Annotated in this window: 15 protein-coding genes; 7 read left to right on the forward strand and 8 right to left on the reverse strand. The window is 66.7% G+C overall.

Going from position 1 to position 17,524, the window contains the following annotated elements; translation table 11 throughout:
• Nucleotides 1–33: 33 nt before the first annotated feature.
• Nucleotides 34–1,239: a glycoside hydrolase family 76 protein gene (locus ABZ293_RS09785; RefSeq protein WP_355179024.1), complete on the forward strand. Its 1,206-nt coding sequence runs from the start codon at nucleotides 34–36 to the stop codon at nucleotides 1,237–1,239.
• A gap of 84 nt (nucleotides 1,240–1,323) precedes the next feature.
• Here the strand turns inward: ABZ293_RS09785 and ABZ293_RS09790 are convergent, their stop codons facing one another.
• A complete protein-coding gene (locus ABZ293_RS09790) occupies nucleotides 1,324–2,280 on the reverse strand; it encodes an MBL fold metallo-hydrolase (RefSeq protein WP_355179026.1) in 957 nt (318 codons plus the stop codon).
• Nucleotides 2,281–2,327: 47 nt separating this feature from the next.
• Between ABZ293_RS09790 and ABZ293_RS09795 the strand changes: the two genes are divergently transcribed.
• Nucleotides 2,328–2,768 carry a MerR family transcriptional regulator gene (locus tag ABZ293_RS09795; RefSeq protein WP_355179027.1) on the forward strand — a complete coding sequence of 147 codons (441 nt, stop codon included), beginning with the start codon at nucleotides 2,328–2,330 and terminating at the stop codon, nucleotides 2,766–2,768.
• 256 nt (nucleotides 2,769–3,024) lie between these two features.
• Here the strand turns inward: ABZ293_RS09795 and bfr are convergent, their stop codons facing one another.
• The 4 genes from bfr to ABZ293_RS09815 all read right to left on the reverse strand — a co-directional run bounded on the left by bfr (nucleotide 3,025) and on the right by ABZ293_RS09815 (nucleotide 6,105).
• Nucleotides 3,025–3,507, reverse strand: coding sequence for a bacterioferritin (bfr, locus tag ABZ293_RS09800; protein WP_355179029.1), 483 nt, complete (start codon nucleotides 3,505–3,507; stop codon nucleotides 3,025–3,027).
• Between the two features lie 60 nt (nucleotides 3,508–3,567).
• Nucleotides 3,568–3,768, reverse strand: coding sequence for a (2Fe-2S)-binding protein (locus ABZ293_RS09805; protein ID WP_355179031.1), 201 nt, complete (start codon nucleotides 3,766–3,768; stop codon nucleotides 3,568–3,570).
• A gap of 428 nt (nucleotides 3,769–4,196) precedes the next feature.
• Nucleotides 4,197–5,771, reverse strand: a complete 1,575-nt coding sequence (locus ABZ293_RS09810) for a DUF2235 domain-containing protein (RefSeq protein WP_355179033.1) — start codon at nucleotides 5,769–5,771, stop codon at nucleotides 4,197–4,199.
• 64 nt (nucleotides 5,772–5,835) lie between these two features.
• Nucleotides 5,836–6,105, reverse strand: coding sequence for a DUF1876 domain-containing protein (locus tag ABZ293_RS09815; RefSeq protein WP_355179035.1), 270 nt, complete (start codon nucleotides 6,103–6,105; stop codon nucleotides 5,836–5,838).
• 300 nt (nucleotides 6,106–6,405) lie between these two features.
• On the opposite strand from ABZ293_RS09815, the gene ABZ293_RS09820 reads away from it, so the two are divergent.
• Entirely contained in the window at nucleotides 6,406–8,619 is a 2,214-nt protein-coding gene (locus ABZ293_RS09820; protein WP_355179037.1) for a serine/threonine-protein kinase, read from the forward strand.
• A 202-nt stretch (nucleotides 8,620–8,821) separates the two neighbouring features.
• The gene (locus ABZ293_RS09825; protein ID WP_355179039.1) at nucleotides 8,822–9,619 is read left to right on the forward strand and encodes a maleylpyruvate isomerase family mycothiol-dependent enzyme; all 798 of its coding nucleotides are present in this window, start codon (nucleotides 8,822–8,824) and stop codon (nucleotides 9,617–9,619) included.
• Between the two features lie 413 nt (nucleotides 9,620–10,032).
• Here the strand turns inward: ABZ293_RS09825 and ABZ293_RS09830 are convergent, their stop codons facing one another.
• On the reverse strand, nucleotides 10,033–10,374 hold the full coding sequence (locus tag ABZ293_RS09830) for a cytoplasmic protein (protein WP_355179041.1): 342 nt from the start codon (nucleotides 10,372–10,374) through the stop codon (nucleotides 10,033–10,035).
• A gap of 45 nt (nucleotides 10,375–10,419) precedes the next feature.
• On the opposite strand from ABZ293_RS09830, the gene ABZ293_RS09835 reads away from it, so the two are divergent.
• Nucleotides 10,420–11,037 carry a TetR/AcrR family transcriptional regulator gene (locus ABZ293_RS09835; protein WP_355179043.1) on the forward strand — a complete coding sequence of 206 codons (618 nt, stop codon included), beginning with the start codon at nucleotides 10,420–10,422 and terminating at the stop codon, nucleotides 11,035–11,037.
• A 185-nt stretch (nucleotides 11,038–11,222) separates the two neighbouring features.
• Complete coding sequence (locus tag ABZ293_RS09840) at nucleotides 11,223–12,878, forward strand: sulfatase-like hydrolase/transferase (protein WP_355179045.1); 1,656 nt, start codon at nucleotides 11,223–11,225, stop codon at nucleotides 12,876–12,878.
• A 23-nt stretch (nucleotides 12,879–12,901) separates the two neighbouring features.
• Here ABZ293_RS09840 and ABZ293_RS09845 read toward each other — a convergent pair whose 3' ends face one another.
• Both ABZ293_RS09845 and ABZ293_RS09850 read right to left on the reverse strand, forming a co-directional pair.
• The gene (locus ABZ293_RS09845) at nucleotides 12,902–13,357 is read right to left on the reverse strand and encodes a nitroreductase family deazaflavin-dependent oxidoreductase (RefSeq protein ID WP_355179047.1); all 456 of its coding nucleotides are present in this window, start codon (nucleotides 13,355–13,357) and stop codon (nucleotides 12,902–12,904) included.
• A 73-nt stretch (nucleotides 13,358–13,430) separates the two neighbouring features.
• Nucleotides 13,431–16,724 (reverse strand): BTAD domain-containing putative transcriptional regulator, encoded by a 3,294-nt coding sequence (locus tag ABZ293_RS09850; RefSeq protein ID WP_355179049.1) that lies wholly within the window; start codon nucleotides 16,722–16,724, stop codon nucleotides 13,431–13,433.
• 103 nt (nucleotides 16,725–16,827) lie between these two features.
• On the opposite strand from ABZ293_RS09850, the gene ABZ293_RS09855 reads away from it, so the two are divergent.
• On the forward strand, nucleotides 16,828–17,505 hold the full coding sequence (locus tag ABZ293_RS09855; protein ID WP_355179051.1) for a hemerythrin domain-containing protein: 678 nt from the start codon (nucleotides 16,828–16,830) through the stop codon (nucleotides 17,503–17,505).
• The last annotated feature ends 19 nt before the right edge of the window (nucleotides 17,506–17,524 follow it).

Raw genomic sequence — 17,524 nt, forward strand, 5'->3', positions numbered from 1 at the left:
GTGATCGTTGTTCAATAAAGGGAGTCCGAGCGGATGGATCGCCGGAACAAGGGGATCAGTCGACGCAGCATGCTGTTGGCGGCCGGAGCCTCGATCGCGCTCAGCCCAATGGCGCAGCCGACGCAGGCAGGGGCGATCACGCGGACGGTGTCAGCGGGCCCCGAGGAGCCCGGGAAGCGGGCTGACCTGGCGGAACAGGCGATCGTGCAGCGACACGTGCACACGCTCTGGGGCCAACCGCAGATGCGGCTCGGCACGCTCGTCTGGCCGGCGTCCCCGCTGGACCAGTCATTCGTACGATGGTGCTACTGGTGGCAAGCTCATCTTCTCGACTGTGCGGTGGACGCCGCGTACCGCGCCCGCACCCCCGAACGCATCGACCGGGTCGTTGCCCTCGCACGCGGTATCCGGACCCGCAACCTCACCGGCTGGACCAACCACTACTACGACGATATGTCGTGGCTGGTGCTGGCGCTCGAACGCACCGACCGGCTGCTCGGTGTCCGGTTCAGCGACGCCGTCGGGGACCTGCGGGCCGCCTTGATCGACGGCTGGAACCCGGTCGTTGGTGCGGTGCCCTGGCGCTCCGGCGACGATTTCTACAACACCCCTGCGATCGGTCCAACCGGTATCGCCATGGCGCGTTTGGGCGAATTGTCCCGCGCCCGACAACTTGCCGATTTCTTGCACGCCCGATTACGCGACACCGACAGCGGCCTGATCCTCGACGGTGTCCATGAGCCCCGCGGACAAGTGGACCCGACCATCCACACTTACAGCCAGGGCGTGACCATCGGGCTGGAAACCGAGCTGGCAGTGCGCACAGGCGAATCGAGCCATCACAGCCGCGTGGCAGCACTGGTTGCCGCAACCGAGGACCGGCTCACGGACGCGGGGGTGATCGTCGCGGCCTCCGGGAACGACTCTGGGCTGTTCATGGGCATCCTCGCCAGGTATCTCGCCGAAGCCGCACTGGCCTTGGACGACACCACCGCCGCGAATATCGTGCACGCTTCCGCGCGGGCGGCCTGGGAGCACCGCGCCGAGGTGGACGGACTACCCCTGTTCGGTCCGGACTGGACCCGCGCGGTCACGGTGCCGGAGCAGCCAGGAACCTTTCGCCCGCGCCCGCACTCGTCCGCCGCTTCGTCGACGAACCTGAGCCGCGATCTCTCGGTACAGCTGAGCGGGTGGATGCTGCTCGAAGCGGATTACCAGCTCACCGCCGCGGGACGCTGAGCCCAGTTCAGCCGAAACGCGAGCCCCGCCGACGCGGTATCGGTGTGGAAGTTGTGCGAGGCGCGTGTCTTGTCGCAGTACCGGTCATTGCAGCGCCTGCGCGGGATCGATCCGGGGGGTAGTGAACCGACTGGTCGCGTCGTGATCGTGGGTCGGGACGATGGTCACCGTGTGGCGGACCAGGTGCAGCCGGTGCAGCGTCTTGAAGGTGGCATCGCGGTCCACGTCGGCGAAAAGGCCCGGGTAGCTGGACTTCTGGCGAATGTCCTCGATTTGCAGGTGATGCCAGGCGGCATCGCCGGCAAGCAGCACCCAGCCGCTTTCGGTGTGGCAGAGGATGCCGATGCTGCCCGGGGTGTGACCGGGCAGATCGACCAGCACCACGCTGCCGTCGCCGAACAGGTCGCGGCTGCGGGTGAAGGTGAGCACCGGTGGTCCGTCGAGGTCGAACTGCTCGAGCGGGCGATCGCGCAGCGAGTCGCGCACGCCGCCGACCGGAGCAACCGCGCCGCCGGTGATCCAGCGGTGTTCGTCGCTGTGCAGGTGAACCGGCAGGCCGGGCAAGTCGAGCAGGCCGCAGACATGATCCCAGTGTGCGTGCGTGGGCAGCGCGAAATCCGGTGCGGGAAGTTGAGATTCGCTGTTCAGGGCGGTGACCGTCGCGATGGTGTCGACAGGGGGCCGTACCGCGACCCGCAGGATCGAGGGCAGTTGGGCGATGGCCCGGTGCTCGGCGTCGAGGCAGAAGCTCGGATCCACCAGGAAGGTGGCCTCTGGATGCTGAACGACGAACGAGGTGAGCGAATTGCGAATCTGCTTCGGATCGAACCGTCCCTCCACGACCATGGGCGTCGGCACCGTGCGCGGCACCTGTTCCAGGGTCGTGATCTTGACCGTGCGCTGCGCGGCGGGCAGCCCCGCATCGGCGATCGACCGCAGGAAGCGGTCGTCGGGCTTGCGCGGCCGCACCATCCCGCGCACCAGACCCGTCGCGGCGGCACAGCATTCGAACAGACTCGGACTGCGAACTGGTTCTGACATGGCGGCACGCTAATACTTAATGTCGACATGAAGTCAAGGAGGCGATCGTGACCACCGTATCGGACCTACGCATCGGGGACGCCGCGGCAATCCTCGGCATCGAGGCCCACGTCCTGCGCCACTGGGAATCCGTCGGCCTACTCCACCCACCCCGCACCCCCTCCGGCCACCGCACCTACAACCAGCAAACCCTCGACATCGCCCGCCTGATCCGCATCCTCCAACGCACCGGCCTGTCCCTGGAACAGATCCGCGACTTGGGCACCAGCGCCTATGACGCCCGCGCCGCACTCATCGAGGCCAAACGCGCCGAAATCCACGCCCGCATGGCCCTCCTCGAAGCCACCGACGGTTTCCTGGCCCACCTCACCTCCTGCAGCCACCCTGTCATCGCCGACTGCCCCGAATGCTCGGAGTTCAGCCGCCTCGAACCGATCGCATTCCCCACCGACTTGCCGATATCCCGATCGGCGGCACCGCCACAATGACCACGAGGCTGCAACGCCAACAATGCCGCCGCACTCGGATCGGCCGGGATTGATGGAATCGCCGATCAGCGAGGAAGTATCGCCGAGCAACGATTCCACCACCGCAATTCGATCCCACCCGCCGCGGCGTCAAAGCCGTTCTGGCTTACCGACGCCGCGCCGCCCCGGAACGCGTCCTGGCCATCGAGCAGCACCTGGCATGGTCCGCGCTTCCGCCACACTTTGAAAGAAGCAGTGGGGGAAGGGATTCAGCGATTCAGTCCCCGTCAGTGGTGTCGGTGTAGCGCTGCAGGTACAGCGGCTCGCCGAGCTTCTCGAGCAGTTCGAGTTCGGTCTCCAGGTAGTCGACGTGGTGTTCCTCGTCTTCCAGGATGGTCTCGAAGATGCGGGCGGAGGTGACATCGCCGCGCGAGCGCATCAGCTCGATGCCGCCGCGCAGCCGATCCACCGCCTCGATCTCGATCTTCAGGTCGGCCCGCAGCTGCTCGGGGACGGTTTGCCCGATTCGCAGTGGGTTGAGTTTCTGGTAGTTGGGAAGCCCCGCCAGGAAGAGGATGCGATCGGTGAGCACCTCCGCGTGCTTCATCTCATCGATCGATTCGTGGCGGGTGTGCCTGGCGAGTTTGGTGAAACCCCAGCTCTCCTGCATCTTGGCGTGCAGGAAATACTGGTTGATCGCCGTGAGTTCGGCCGTCAGCTGCTCGTTGAGCAGAGCGATGATGTCCTTGTCGCCTTCCATGGGGGTGATCGTGTCACAGCTCACACCCGACGAACCGGTTAGGCGGCCCTGAGTGTCGGATCAGGCGGCGGACGCCTCCGTGGCTTCGGCCGCAACCATGGTGCGGGCCTGGCCGATCACCTCGGTCAGCCGACTCGTGCACGAGCCGCAGCCGGGCTTCCAGCCGCACGCCTTCTTCACCTGACGCGTGGAGCAGGCGCCAGCGGCCACACAGCTGTGCACGTCTTTCTCGGAGACGGCGTTGCAGATACACACGTACACAGCGGGCCTCGATGACGGAGGGACAAGATCGGCGAGGTTAGCCTCATCTAACGAGGTAAGCCTCCCCTAATGTATAGCATCCGCGCGCCAGGTCCTGTCAATAGCGCGTGCGGATCAAGCTGATCCGCTGGCAACGGCCCACCCTCGCTGATCGAAGTCGCTGAGTTCGTCGGCGATCAGGCCGGTAGTTGGCGATCTTCCAACCAGTGCAGATAGTGAGTAGGGCAGTCACGCTGGCGCGCTGTGAACGGGCCGAATGTAGTCAGGCTCGTTCGTGCCCGACCCGCGGCTCGAGTATCGAAATCCCGCCGGGGGCTTGGGAATTCGATCAAGTGGTCGGACAGCGCGGCGAACGGTTCGATGTCGGGCCGATGCATCGGTCGACTCCGCTGTCGGCAGCGACGCGATCGTCTGCCCGAGGTAACTCCCTACCTATTCCTGGTCACCTCGAGTTGCACACTGCCCCGGTTATTGCCGTAGAAGCTCCATGCGTCGTTGGCGAAGGCGTAGAGGTACCCGGGACGGAATATCCGGTGGTTCGTGCCAGCGCCGATGGCGATGCACTCGGGCAGCGCCTGCGCACCCTCGCACGGGATCGCGTCGTTGGCGACGACGCCGATCAGCGACATCCACGGCATGCTTTCGTCCCGGCGGGTCAGCAGGAAGTTGGCCCTTGGGTTTCGGGTTATACGCCGGAAGATCCGCTCGCCCTGACCGATCAGTGTGCTTGCCACGTGGAAAATCTCGCCGGGGTGGAAACTGCGCCAGCCGGTGGTGCCCGCAGGCCCGCAGGGGATGTCGAGATCCGTCCACTGCCCCGTCGCGGCAAAGGTGTAATCGCCGGGTTCGAGGTAGAGGCCTGTCCAATTCCACGGATCCCGAGCGGACACGCTGACCGTGCCGGACTCACCCGGAGCGAGCGACCGGGTGCGCCGGTACGGACCGCTGGCGATCGGCGGCGTCTGGTTGCGTTCGTAGACCGACCGGTGCAGCAACGGGTTGTTCCCGTCCTTGTCGATCATGGGGGTGGCGCGCGGCCGCGGCTCGAAGAACGACTCCAATAGCGAGCGCAGCAGCGGCTCGTACAACGGCTCGAGTAGGCCGTATACGCCTTGGTTGTCGTCGTGCAGCGTACCGAGTGCGTCGGGCCGGATCTGGTCCTCCACGTCCTTGCGGAACTCCAGTCCGATCGCGGCGCGTGACTCATCGATCATCCATTTCAGCGCGCCGTCGCTCAGGCCCGTCTCCAGGTGACCGCCGCCCACGTCCATGTGGCTGCCCGGGAACCACACCTGCTTGACGTCCTGGTCCGGCTCCGGGTCGGACCAAAGCGTAGGCGTGAACGGACCCCGCTGCTCGTCCAGTGCCACCGCATGGCGACCGTGGCGCACGGCCGGGTTGAGCTTCACGTCGTGGAACGCATGTCGACTCGCGGGGTCCAGCAGGTTGAGCCAGCCCAGGTAGTCCGGGATACCCAGCGCACCCACGGTGTCCCACACCCCGACGAAGTCCACCGGAATCGGCTCGGCCCGTCCCGGGTCGTAGCTGAATCGAAGCCCCTCGTTCCACCCGGGATCGGCGTCACGTCCCAGGCGATACCGCCGCTGATACGCGTGCCGGACCTGACCCTGAATCTCGTCTTCGTCCAGGTATGCGGTATCGATCAACCCGCACGCCGCGATCATCCCTGCGACGCTGCGGGCCGTGAAGGCACCGCGACTGAAACCGAACAGCGCGATTCTGTCCCCGGGCCGATAAGTGGTGGTCAGCCACTGGTAAGCGTCCATCACGTTGCGGGACAAGCCGACTCCCGCGACGCCTCCCGAAAGCCAACCGGCCAGACCGGCACTGTCGGTGCCGACCCCGGCCTGATACCGCGTCAACTGGTCCTCGCCGCCTTTGGTGGTTTCGGCGAGGGAATTGTAAAAGCGGCGGACATTCGTTACCGCCAGCTGGCCCGGCGTGTTCCATGTCCCGTCGCAGCACATGACGAGTCGACGCATAGTTGCACCTCCCGCTACCTGTGGACAACTTCCGTGGCGTGGTGTTGAACGCTGTAGATCAGAGTCAGCCCTGCAAGCCCTGAACCGGCTTATGCGTGTGGGCTTCGATATCTGTTATGGCCGCGTGCAGCAATTGGTGAGCCAGATCTTGCAGCGCACGGGCACAAGCGAGTTCATCGCCGATGGCAGGAATATTCTCGTCGGCGGGATTGACGTGTGCGGACCCGGCTGCGATCAATGGCTCGTCCCCGCGGCCGTTCAGCTGCGCTTCTACTTTGGTGAGGCGGTCGAGTTCTTCGATATCGATGGAGATGTTCCAGGTTTTCGACGGCATTCGCACTGCCCTCCAGATTCAGTGGGGACCGCGTCGCTTCACCTCCAATAGTCGCACCACTATAGCTCGCGCACACCATGATCGGTTTCGCGATTTGTCGACCATAATGGCCGAACTCGGTGACCGCCCGCGCACATCTGCCACGGCCGACCCCCGCTGTTGCCACCCATTCGCTCATATCGGGGAGATACCCTTGATCTGGAGGTTTGGCGGAAAGGAAACAACGTGGGGCAACTGCGACACAGGGCCGCATCGCGCGTAGCCGCCGGGTGACCACCCGGCGCCGATTCCGAGCGACCGATGTACGAGCCGATCGATCTGGTCGATCCAGCTGAACGAACCCGCACAGCGCTTGCCGCCGTGGTGGCACAGTTTTCAGTGGCTTGGGCGTCCGGGGCCCCACCAGATCTGTCGGCATACCTACCACATGAAGCGGCTGAGCGGCGCGCGATACTGATCGAACTGATAAAAATCGATCTCGAATACCGCTGGCTTCGCTATCACTTTCCCAAACGACTGAACGAATACCGTGCCGAATTCGCAGAGCTGCAAGATGGCCCGCTGCCAGCCGAGCTGGTCTACGAGGAATTCCACGCCCTGCGCCGCGGTTCACACGCAGCCGATACGGCTAGCGTGCTCGCTGAGGCCACCGCCACGGTTCACCCTGAGCTCGCACAGCTCACGAGCGACTACCGCAGCACGCTGATCGCTCGTCCAAGTGCCCAACTTGTGCTCGACGCCATCAATGTCGGCGACCATATCGACGATTTCGACCTCCTGATGCGGATCGGGTCCGGCGCCTTCGCCCAGGTGTATCTCGCTCGGCAACAATCAATGCAGCGACTGGTCGCGGTCAAGATTTCCCACAACCACGGCAATGAGCCGCAGACCCTCGCCCAGTTGGACCATGAATACATCGTGCGCATCTTCGACCAGCGACTCATCGCAGATGGCGAGCTCAAGCTGCTCTACATGCAGTACCTGCCAGGGGGAACGCTGCTCGACGTGCTGCGCCTACAGCGCTCGACGCCTGCGGAACAGCGCAGCGGGCAACTGCTGCTCGATGCCATTGACCACGTGCTGGCCGAGAAGGGCGAGGTTCGGCCCACCGAATCTGCTGTTCGGACCCGGACCGCCGCACTGACGTGGCCAGAGACCGTCGGGTGGCTGGGCCGCCGACTGGCGGACGCACTTCAGCATGCGGCCGACCGAGGGGTGTTGCATCGAGACATCAAACCCGCGAACGTGCTGCTGAGCGCCGAGGGAATCCCGAAGTTGGCCGACTTCAATGTCAGCTCCAGCAAACACCTCAAGGGGACGAGTCCCCTGGCGTACTTCGGCGGATCACTGGCGTACATGTCGCCTGAACAGCTCGAGGCCTGCCATCCGGACTTGCCGACGACCGCCGCCGATCTCGACACGCGAAGCGATATCTACGCGCTGGGTGTCATGCTGTGGGAGTTGCTCACGGGCCGCCGCCCATTCGCGGACGAACCGTTCGCCGGTGAGTCGGAGACATCGCTGGCCCGCATGCTCGAGCTACGCCGCAGACCCGTCGAGTCGACGTTCCTATCGGAGCTTCCGCCGGATTGCCCGATGGCGCTGCGTCGAGTGCTGCTGAAGTGTCTGTCGCCCGATCGCCGAGACCGCTACTCGTGCGGGTCGGAATTGGCTCAGCAGCTCGACCTGTGCCTCGAGGAGCGGGCCCGCGACCTTGTCTTTCCGCCGCCGAACAGCTGGCGGGCACGACTTTCGCGATGGCCCACCCCCATCCTCTGGCTATCTTCGCTGGTGGGCGTCAGCCTGGCTACGGTCTATCTGGCTGTGCACGTCCAAGAGCTGATCAGAGAGCGTCTGTCCGATGCCACCAACTCGCAGATCGATATGGGCGTCATCATTTTCATCCTCTGTGCCTCGCCACCGGCCATCCTCATCTACGCGTATATGTCGCGTGATCTGCTCGCGGTGCCGCACGGCTTGCGCAATGGCCGTCGCTACGACGAGGCAAGGCTCGCGCGGGTGCGGTCGCGAACATTGTTCTGGGGCGACCTGTGTGCGATGAACACCCTTCTGTTCGCGGTGTGCGCAACCGTGACAGGGGTGTTGTTGCTTGTTTGGCTTACCGAGCTTCCGGTGCGGCTGATGGTCCATGCTGCGACGACCGTGCTGGTGGCGGGCACCATCTCTGTTGCTTACACATTCTTCCTGTCCACGTTCTACGTCGTCCGCTGCGTCTATCCCATCTATCTGCGCCACGGCCGCGCCACGGCGCGCGACTCGGAGCATCTTCGTGCGCTGCGCCGTAGAACCACGGTCTATCTCGCGGTGACGGCGTCGGTGCCGCTGGTCGGGGTGCTGGCCGGATTCACCGCCCTCGAACCCGAAGAGCTTCCGCTTGTGCGCGATTCGGTGCTGGGGCTGTGCGCGGCCTCCGGGCTCGCATTCGTCGCCGTCTACTGGTTGTTCCGCAAGCTGGATGCCGATCTGCGCGCGCTCGAGCGGGTGGTCCAGTAAGGCCTGATTCGTTAGTTGCCGATCACCTGTTTGGGTGACAGACCGCGTCTCGAAAATGATGGACACTGCAACCGCCCGAGAATGCCAGCTACCGAAGGCGCTGTCGGGCACGAATTCGAAGAGCTGTTCCCACACAATCGCATTGCTCGGCCAGGCGATGTCCCGGCCCCGTTTCGCAAGCGACCGCCTCGAGGAGGCCTGTATGAGCCACGCGGGAATCATCGGAATGCGCAGCTCCGGAGACGACATCCTGACCGTCAGCTCTGGGCTCACCGAAGATGAATGGCAGACGCCCAGTGCTGCGGCGGGCTGGACGGTGCATGACGTCGTCATCCACGCCGGCGCGCTGCTGGAACTGCTGCAGGCCGCCGTGGGCGGTGAAGCGGCGCCCGACCTCGGCATTGAAGCCATCAACGACGCAGTGGTCGCCCAACGGCGCGACTGGGATCCGGCCCGCACAGTTGACAACCTGAACAAGCAACTCGCGCAGGCCTTACCGGTGTTCTCCGCGCTGCAAGAAGAACCCATGGCCTCCATGCAGACACCGATGGTCGACCTGGGAACCTATCCTCTGCACGCGATCGCCGACATGTTCACCTTCGACATGTCCACCCATCTTCGTTACGACATCCTCGCGCCACGGGGACCTATTGCCCGCGAGATGCCACCGCTCGACGACGTGCGGTTGACCCCATCCGTGTCGTGGCTACTGGGCGGGATCCCGAAGATGCAACCCACCCTTGCCGGCCACCTCAGCGCACCGCTGGCATTACGCCTCACTGGCCCGGCCGCCCGGGAGGTGCTCATCAGCCCCGACGCAGACGCCATCACCGTGCGACCACTCGACTCCGCGGCAGACAATGCCGCAGCAATGCTGACCTCTACGAGCGAGGATTTTCTGGCCTGGTCAACAACCCGGCTACCGTGGCGCCGGCTCGTATCGATCGAAGGTGATAGGAAGGTAGCCGCAGAATTTCTCGGCGCACTCAACCTCATCTGAACCTTCTGCGATACGACCCCGATCTCACCACAGATGCCAGCGGTACCTCGCCGGCTCGGTAATTGGTCTGCACGGCCTTGCCGTGCACGACAGCGGCGCGACCAACTTTCGTGCGTTTGTTCTTGGCCTGCGTCTTGGCGGCGAACTTCGCGCGGGCGGCGGAGTGAATACGGGCTCATGTGGATGAACCAGATCCTCGTGTTAGGCCGCGATCAGTGAACTGTCCCAGTGGGCATTCGACCGGCGCGAGGCAGAGCTGCTGGCATTCCTGCCACGGTTGGAACCCTTGCCTGAACTCGGGTCACCGAGCTATGCCCGTCGCAACCGCTCAGCTGCATGTCCGGGCGTTCGCACAGGCGAATTCATGCGGCGTGATCTCCTTGCGACGCAACGCTTCTGGTGTGACGCGGGAATCATCGTGTGCTGGGGCCGAGTGCCGCAGGGGTTCGGGTCGGTGGTGGTTCCTTCAGTTCGATGAACAGTGCGTGGGTTTCGGTATCGCCGATGTTCTCACCCGCATGTTCCTGAGCGCCGACCCAGCGCACCTGTCCGACGGTCAGTGCCACCTCGACCTGCTGCCCGTTCGCGCTGATACGTCGCCGGAACGAGGTCAGCGGGTACAGCACGCTGTCGGGATGGTGATGTGGCTGAGTTCGATCGCCGGGCTCGTCCCGGTATTCGAGGACGCGAACACGCTCGTTTTCGAAGATCACCCGATAGAGCTCCGGGTTGACGGCAATGGGATCGGCGCTCATCGCGGCCTCCAAGGATCGATATGGAACTAGAGTACCATGATGGATATGGCAGTACCATATGAGACAAGTGGCCGACGGAGCCAAAAGGCCCGCACTCGCGCCGCGCTGGTGACCGCCACCCGCGCATTGCTGGCACAGGGAGCGATTCCGGCCGTTGAGGATGCCGCCCAGGCCGCCGATATCTCCCGCACAACCGCCTATCGGTACTTCCCCAACCAGCGAGCCCTGCTGGCGGCGGTGCGTCCAGAGATCGAACAGAACTCCCTGCTGCCCAACCCCGCGCCAAGCGATCCCCGTACGCGGCTGGAGTTGGTCATGCGCGAATGCGTGCGTATCACCCAGGAATGGGAGCCGGAGCTGCGTGCCGCACTGCGACTGTCGCTCGAGCCCGGCGTGGGTGAGCCGTCGCCGCTGCGGCGCGGGCGCGCGATCGGCTGGATCGAAGACGCCCTCGCACCGCTGCGCGAATCCCGGCCCCATATCGACGTGCACCGCCTGGCCATCGCCATCCGCTCGGCGACCGGCATCGAATCGTTCATCTGGCTCGTCGACGTCGCGGAACTAACCAGAACCGACGCGGCTGAAACCCTGTGCCGCACAGCGCAAGCTCTGCTCGCGCAGTCTCTCGACAGCCCCCCGAGCCCACCCGCACTTGCGCTGTAGCGAATTTCGTGGCTCATCCCGACTGGCAGCTCGCCGAGTCTCGATCTCACTGGTGTCGAACGATCCCCCACACAGGGGACCTGGTGTCACACCCGCGCGTGATGTGCGCTGTGTCGCGGCTGACCTACGCTGCCCGCAGCACCGCCGCCCAAGTCCGGCGCGGCATCGACTCGTAGGAGGCCGCAGTGTTCGGCAGACGTGGATTTCTTACCGGCGCGGCCGCCTCGGTGACCGCGGCGGTCGCGGCCAACGCGGCGGGTTCGGCGGCGCGGGTGCGCGCGGATGTGGACCCGAACAAGCCGAACATCCTGGTCGTCATCGTGGACGAGATGCGCGCGCCGGCGTGGTTCCCCGAGCAGTCGATGCTGGATCAGTTGCTGCCGAATATCGGGCGGATCCGGCGCGGCAGTGTGTCTTTCGAGCAGCATTACACCGCGGCCAATGATTGCACCGCCTCGCGTGGCGCGCTGGTCACCGGGCTGTACAGCCATCAGACCGGGTGCATGGTGGTGTCGGAATCGACCTTGTCCCCGCGGTTTCCGACCTGGGGGTCGATGTTGCGCGAGAACGGGTACGAGACGACCTGGTGGGGCAAGTGGCATCTGGGGCACTACCCGGATCGGACGCCGGGCGCGTTGGAGGCGTACGGGTTCGGCGGCGGCACCTATCCCTCGCCGAACGGCGCGCCGGGTCAGGGCCTGCAGGCCGATCCCAAGATCGTCGATGACTTCGTGGACTGGTTCGAGCACGATTCCGGCGGCTCCCCCTGGTGTACCACGGTATCGCTGGTGAACCCGCACGACATCCAGTACTGGCCGCGCTGGACGCGCCGCGACCAGAACAGCCTCGACATTCCCCGCTGGATGAGCGACTTGCCTGGCAATTTCGAGTCCCTGGAACAGCTTTCGGCCAAGCCGCGCCTGCAGATGGCGCTGGTGCAGGCTTCGGTGGTGGCCTTCGGTCTCGCGCCCTACGGCACCCCCGAAGCCATGCAGGCGTGGATCGACATGCGCAACCTCTACCTGTGGCTGCAACAGCAGGTGGACACCCAGATCGGCCGCGTCCTGGACACTCTGGAGTCCCGCCCCGATGTCGCTGCCAATACGGTCGTCATCTTCACTTCCGACCACGGCGACTACGCCGGCTCCCACGGCCTGCACGGCAAGGGTGGTGGCGCCTACGACGAAGCCGTCCGCGTCCCCTTCTACATCCACGATCCCCGCGGCCTGTTGAGCCCCACCGACTCCACCGCGGTCCGAACGCAACTCACCTCCAGTGTGGACCTCACACCTCTGCTGCTGTCCATCGCCACCGGTGGCAACGAGTGGCGCTCCACCGACCACTACCAGCACCTGGCCGGCCGCCTGGACCTAATGGCGCTGTGCCGCAACGCCTCCGCCCCCGGTCGTCCCTTCATCGCCCACACCACCGACGAGGCCACCATCGAAGAGGCCGCCATCCTCTTCGACCACAATGCCCCCGGCCACGTCACCATGGTCCGCACCGCAGACGCCAAATTCGCGGCATATTCCCACTGGCTCGACGGCCGAATTCAAATCGACAGCTCCGCCGACCAAGAATTCGAACTCTACGATTACTCCACCGACAAGGGCCGCCTGGAACTGGACAACCAAGCCGCCACCGGAAACCCCTTGCGCCCCAAAATGGAACAACTCCTAGCCCAAGCCATGGACACCGAACTCCAACAACCCCTCCCCGCCTACCTGAAGGATGCCCAAGAGCAAGGCATCTCCGACTACATCTCCTCCCAATCCAGCATCACCGCCAAAGCCGAACGTCTGGGCAACTTCCTGGAGGACTTCCTCACCCCGCAGAACTAGCCGGGCTCCCGCGGCGACGCAGCTCACCCGCGCGGGCTGAGAAGGACCAAGGGGATCTGGCGGGCGGTCCGCTTCTGGTAGGTCTCGTACCCCGGGTACGCCGCGACGACCTGCGGCCACCGCCGGTCGCGTTCCTGTGGGGTGAGCACGCGGGCGGTCATCGGTTGCTTCGCGCTGTGCTGGAACGACACCTCGACCGCAGGATCGGCACACAGATTGTGGAACCAGTCCGGGGAGATGTCGTCTCCGCCCCGCGAAGCGACGATCAGATAGCTGTTGCCCTCCACGATGGGGACGGTGAGGATCACGGTGCGCGGCAACCCTGTTCGCCGTCCGGTGGTGGTGAGGGCCAGGGTGGGCATCTTCTTGAATCGGGTACCGACGCGGCCGCCGCTGAGGTCGAGCAGTTTGCGGTGTGCGGTGGTTGCGGTCTTCAGGTACAGATCGGTGGCCGCGCGAAAGCGGCGGGTATGCGGCACGGGGTACTCCTCGGTCGATCGGGATCGTCGGGAGCGATGTTCCGGGTCCGACTTGTGAGCGACTAGTGAAGCGTCAGTGCTCGAGGCGTTCGGCCGCGGCCGCGATCCAAGTCGGGTTGCCGCAGCGTTGGGCGACGCGGAGCGCGGCCCGGTAGTGCTCGGCGGCGAGCTCGGCATCGCCGCGCCGAGCCGCCAGGTCACCGAGGACGGTGTCGACCGGACCGACCGAGTAGGAACCGGTGTCGGCGCCGCCGAGCCGGTCGCGGAAGGGAAGCAGATCGCGGTAGAGCGCGGCGGCCTCGTCGGGCGTGCCCAGTGTCGCGACCACCATGCCGCGCAGTGTGAGGAACAGTGATCGAAACAGGTCGTCGCGGATCGGCCGGGCCCGGCGCCGGACCTGTGCCGCTTGCGTCCGGTCGTCGGCCGCGAGCAGGGCCAGCACCAGAAAGTCCACCACGGCGTCGACGGTCGCGGGGATGGCGCTGTCCGTGAATGCGCTGCTCATCTCGACCAGTTCACCGGCGCGGCCTTGGTGCAGCCGCACCACGAACAGCGCCATGGCCAGGATTCCGCCCGCATTGAGAATGCCTGCGCGGGTGAGCAGTTCGTTGGCTCGCAGATAGTGCTGCTCGGCCGTGTCGGGGTCACCGGTTGCAAGGGCAACCAGCCCGCACGCCATCGTGTTCGCCACTTGCGCCTGCCGCCACTGATAGCGGTCGGCCAGCACGGTGGCCGCCTGGAGATGCTCGCGGACGGTGGCGATATCGGCCGCGGATGCGGCGGCCTGGATCGCGACCGTGTGGCCGAGGAGCAGGTAATCGCTGCGGTCGGTGCGCCGCCCGACCTCGATCAGCTCGGCCGCGAGCGCGCCGCGGTCTGGCGAGTCGTAGAGCGAGGCCATTGCTTGTAGCGCGGGAGCGAGCAGGGCGTCGTCACCGAGTTCACGGGCCAGGGCTTCGGCCTCGGCGGCGGCCACCGCCGCGCGCTCGCCTGCCTCGCCACTGATCTCGTCAACGAGGGTCACCAGCAGCCGGCACCGGTCGCCGGGAGTGAGGCCGGGGGAACGCAGTGCGTCCTCGATCCAGCCGACGACCCGGTGCTCGACCACGCCGTACAGCCGATTCATCCACGGGGTGGGTGTGTCCCAGGCGGTGAACGCCCGTACCAGCAGATCGGCCCGGCCGGCCTCCTCGGCCAGCGCCGCGGCCCGGTGCCGAGCGGTTCGAGCGGCGAGCCCGGCGCCACCGGTGAGATGACTGCGACCCGCCCGGCACAGCATCGCGATCCGTTCCTCGACGGTGTCGGCGCCGGTGTGGCGCTCGAGCGCGGCGGCCGCGCGTTCGTATCCGGCCGCGGCGACGTCGTGGGCGTAGCGCCGCTCGGCCCGTTCGGCTGCCGCCACAGCGTAGTCGGCGGCCCGTCGTGCCGTCTCCGGGTTCACCGACTCGCCGTAGTGGTGGGCCAGGGCCGCGAGATCGCCCGGATCGATCTCCTCGATCGCAGCGGCGACCCGCCGATGCCATCGGTCGCGGCGGACCCGGGACAGGTCGCCGAGCAGCGTATGCCGTACCAGGACGTGCGTGAAACGCGCTCGGCCGCTGGCGGGTTCGTCCAGGAGCCCGGCCAGCACCCCGGCCTCCACCGCGTCCAGCACGTCGTCCTCGGGTACCTCGGCCGCGCGCACCAGCACCGCGACATCGAACTCCCGGCCGATCACCGCGGCCAAGCGCAGCAGCGCCACCCCGGTCTCGGGAAGCCGGGAAAACCTGCGACGCAGCACGTCCCGCACGCCCTCCGGAACGTCCGACGCGGCGACCAGCTCGCCCTCGCTCTGCAGCAGACGTGCCACCTCGATGAGATAGAACGGATTTCCGCCGGTGCGCTCGTGCAACGTCCGGACCACGGCGGCCGCCGGTGTGCTGCCGGTCAGGGCGGTGATCAGGCGACCGCTGTCCTCGACGTCGAGGCCGCGCAGGCGAACCCGGGCGCGGACGGTGGTGGCCAGGGCGGCGAGCGCGTCGGCCAAGGCAGGCGGCACTTCGTCTGGGCGGTAGCCGATTATGACGAGCCCGGGCACCTGAGTCGCCACCGCGGTGAGCAGCGCCGCTGTCTCGGTGTCACCCCGATGTACGTCATCGAGCAGGATCGCCAACGGCGTGATGGCGGCGATGGCGGCGAGATAGTCGCAAACCGCCCGATGCAGCAGGAAGCGGCCGTGGGCGCGGTCGGCGTCCGGTGCGCCGGCGCCGTCGGTGAGCAGCGGCGCCAGGGCAGGCGCGAAGCCGCCGGGATCGTGCTCGCGGGCCAGTGCGCGCAGGATCTCGACCCATGGCCAAGCCGACGGAGCGGCGTCGTCCTCCGGGCAGCGGCCGATCACCACCCGGTGCCCGGACGCGCGCAAGGCGGCGCCGAAGTGCTGCAGCAGAGTCGATTTCCCGCTGCCCGCTTCGCCCGCCACAGTCGCCGACCGAGGGCCGGCGTCGGCGGCCGCTTCGCGCAGCGCGGCGAGTTCCGCGGTTCGGCCGAACAATCCAGGATCCGGTCCGGCCTGCGGGGCGCTCCCGGCCGCGACGGACGCGGACGGTGTCTCCTGAAGTGGAATCACCGTCTCGCGCAGCGGGATTCGCTGCGCGAGGATGTCCGCCTCGAGCCGGGTCAAAGCCGGACCCGGATCGATGCCGAGTTCGTCCGCGAGAACGCTGCGGGCCTGCCGCAGGGCGCTCAGCGCGTCGGCCTGGCGGCCCGCCCGATATCGAGCCAGCGCTGTCAGCCGCCACGCCTCCTCCCGCAGCGGGTGCTCCCTGCTCAACACCTCGGCCTCGGCCGCGGCGAGCGCCGGCTCGCCCACCTCGAGCAGGGCGGCCGCGAGTTGCTCGCGTGCGCCCAGCCGCAATTCCTCCAGCCGCGCCGCTTCCGCGGTCGCCCACGGCTCCGCCGCGAAGGCGGCGTAGGCGGGGCCCCGCCAGTGGGCGAGCGCGCGTTCCAGCGCGCGCCGTCGTTCGCGCGGATCGCTCTGTCGCCCAGCGGCGTCCAGTTCGGCGCCGAAGAGCCACGCGTCCACGTCCTCGGTGGCGAAACGCACCGCGTAGCCGGGAGTCCGGCTGATCAGAACGGTGGCGGGTGTGCGCGGCGCCCGCTGCGGCTCCAGCAACCGCCGCAGGTTGGAGACGTAGGCCTGCAGTGCGCCGAGCGCCCGCGGCGGCGGTTCACCCCGCCACAGGTCATCGATCAGGCGATCGACCGGCACCACCTCGCCCCGTGCGACCAGCAGCCGCGCCAGCACGCCGCGTTGCCGCGGACCGCCGATATCGAGTTCGCCCCGCTCGTCCGCCGCGGTCAGCGCACCGAGTACCCGGATCCGAACCATAACGCGCCAAGTCTAAGTCGGATCGCGTGCAGTGCCTCGCAAGTGGGCTGCAAGCGGCGGGCCGCACAGTCGTCGAGGTCCCCGACAGCAACAGGAGCACAGTATGACCACCACCGGCACCGCGCCCGGCCGCCCCGACACCTACGACATGGTCGTCGTGCACAACGCCTTCCGCCGGCACCTCAGCGCGCTACCCGGCCTCGTCGCGGCGGTGGCGCCCGGAGACATCGAGCGCGCCCGGCGCCTGATCACCTTCCTCGACGAACTCGGCGCCGGCCTGCACCACCACCACACCGGCGAGGACGAGCTCATGTGGCCGATCCTGCTCGAGCGCGCCCCCGCCGACTCCGCCCTGGTGCTGCGCATGGAGGAACAACACGAGCGGATCGCCGAACTCATCGGGCGCGCCCACCGCGACGGGGCCGAGTTCGCCAGCGCCGCCGACCCATCGGTTCGGGACCGGCTCGCGGCCACGCTGCAGGCGCTCTCCGATGCCCTCGACGAGCACATGGCCGAGGAGGAGCGGCACATCCTGCCCGTGGTCGAGAACGTCATGACCACGCTCGAATGGCGGGCCCTCGGCGAACGCGGCCGCGAGCACATGCCCAAGGACCGCCAGTTGGTCTTCCTCGGCTTCATCCTCCAGGGCGTCTCCGACACCGACCGCCGGAAACTCCTCGCCGAGATGCCACTCCCCGCCCGGCTCGCCTGGCGCCTGCTCGGCCGCCGCACCTTCGCCAAGGAATACCGCGAGATCTACCACGCTGATCCCGAGTGGTGACCGCGAACGACAATCGGAG

The sequence above is a fragment of the Nocardia sp. NPDC005998 genome (assembly GCF_040614395.1).
In the GTDB taxonomy this organism is placed as follows: domain Bacteria; phylum Actinomycetota; class Actinomycetes; order Mycobacteriales; family Mycobacteriaceae; genus Nocardia.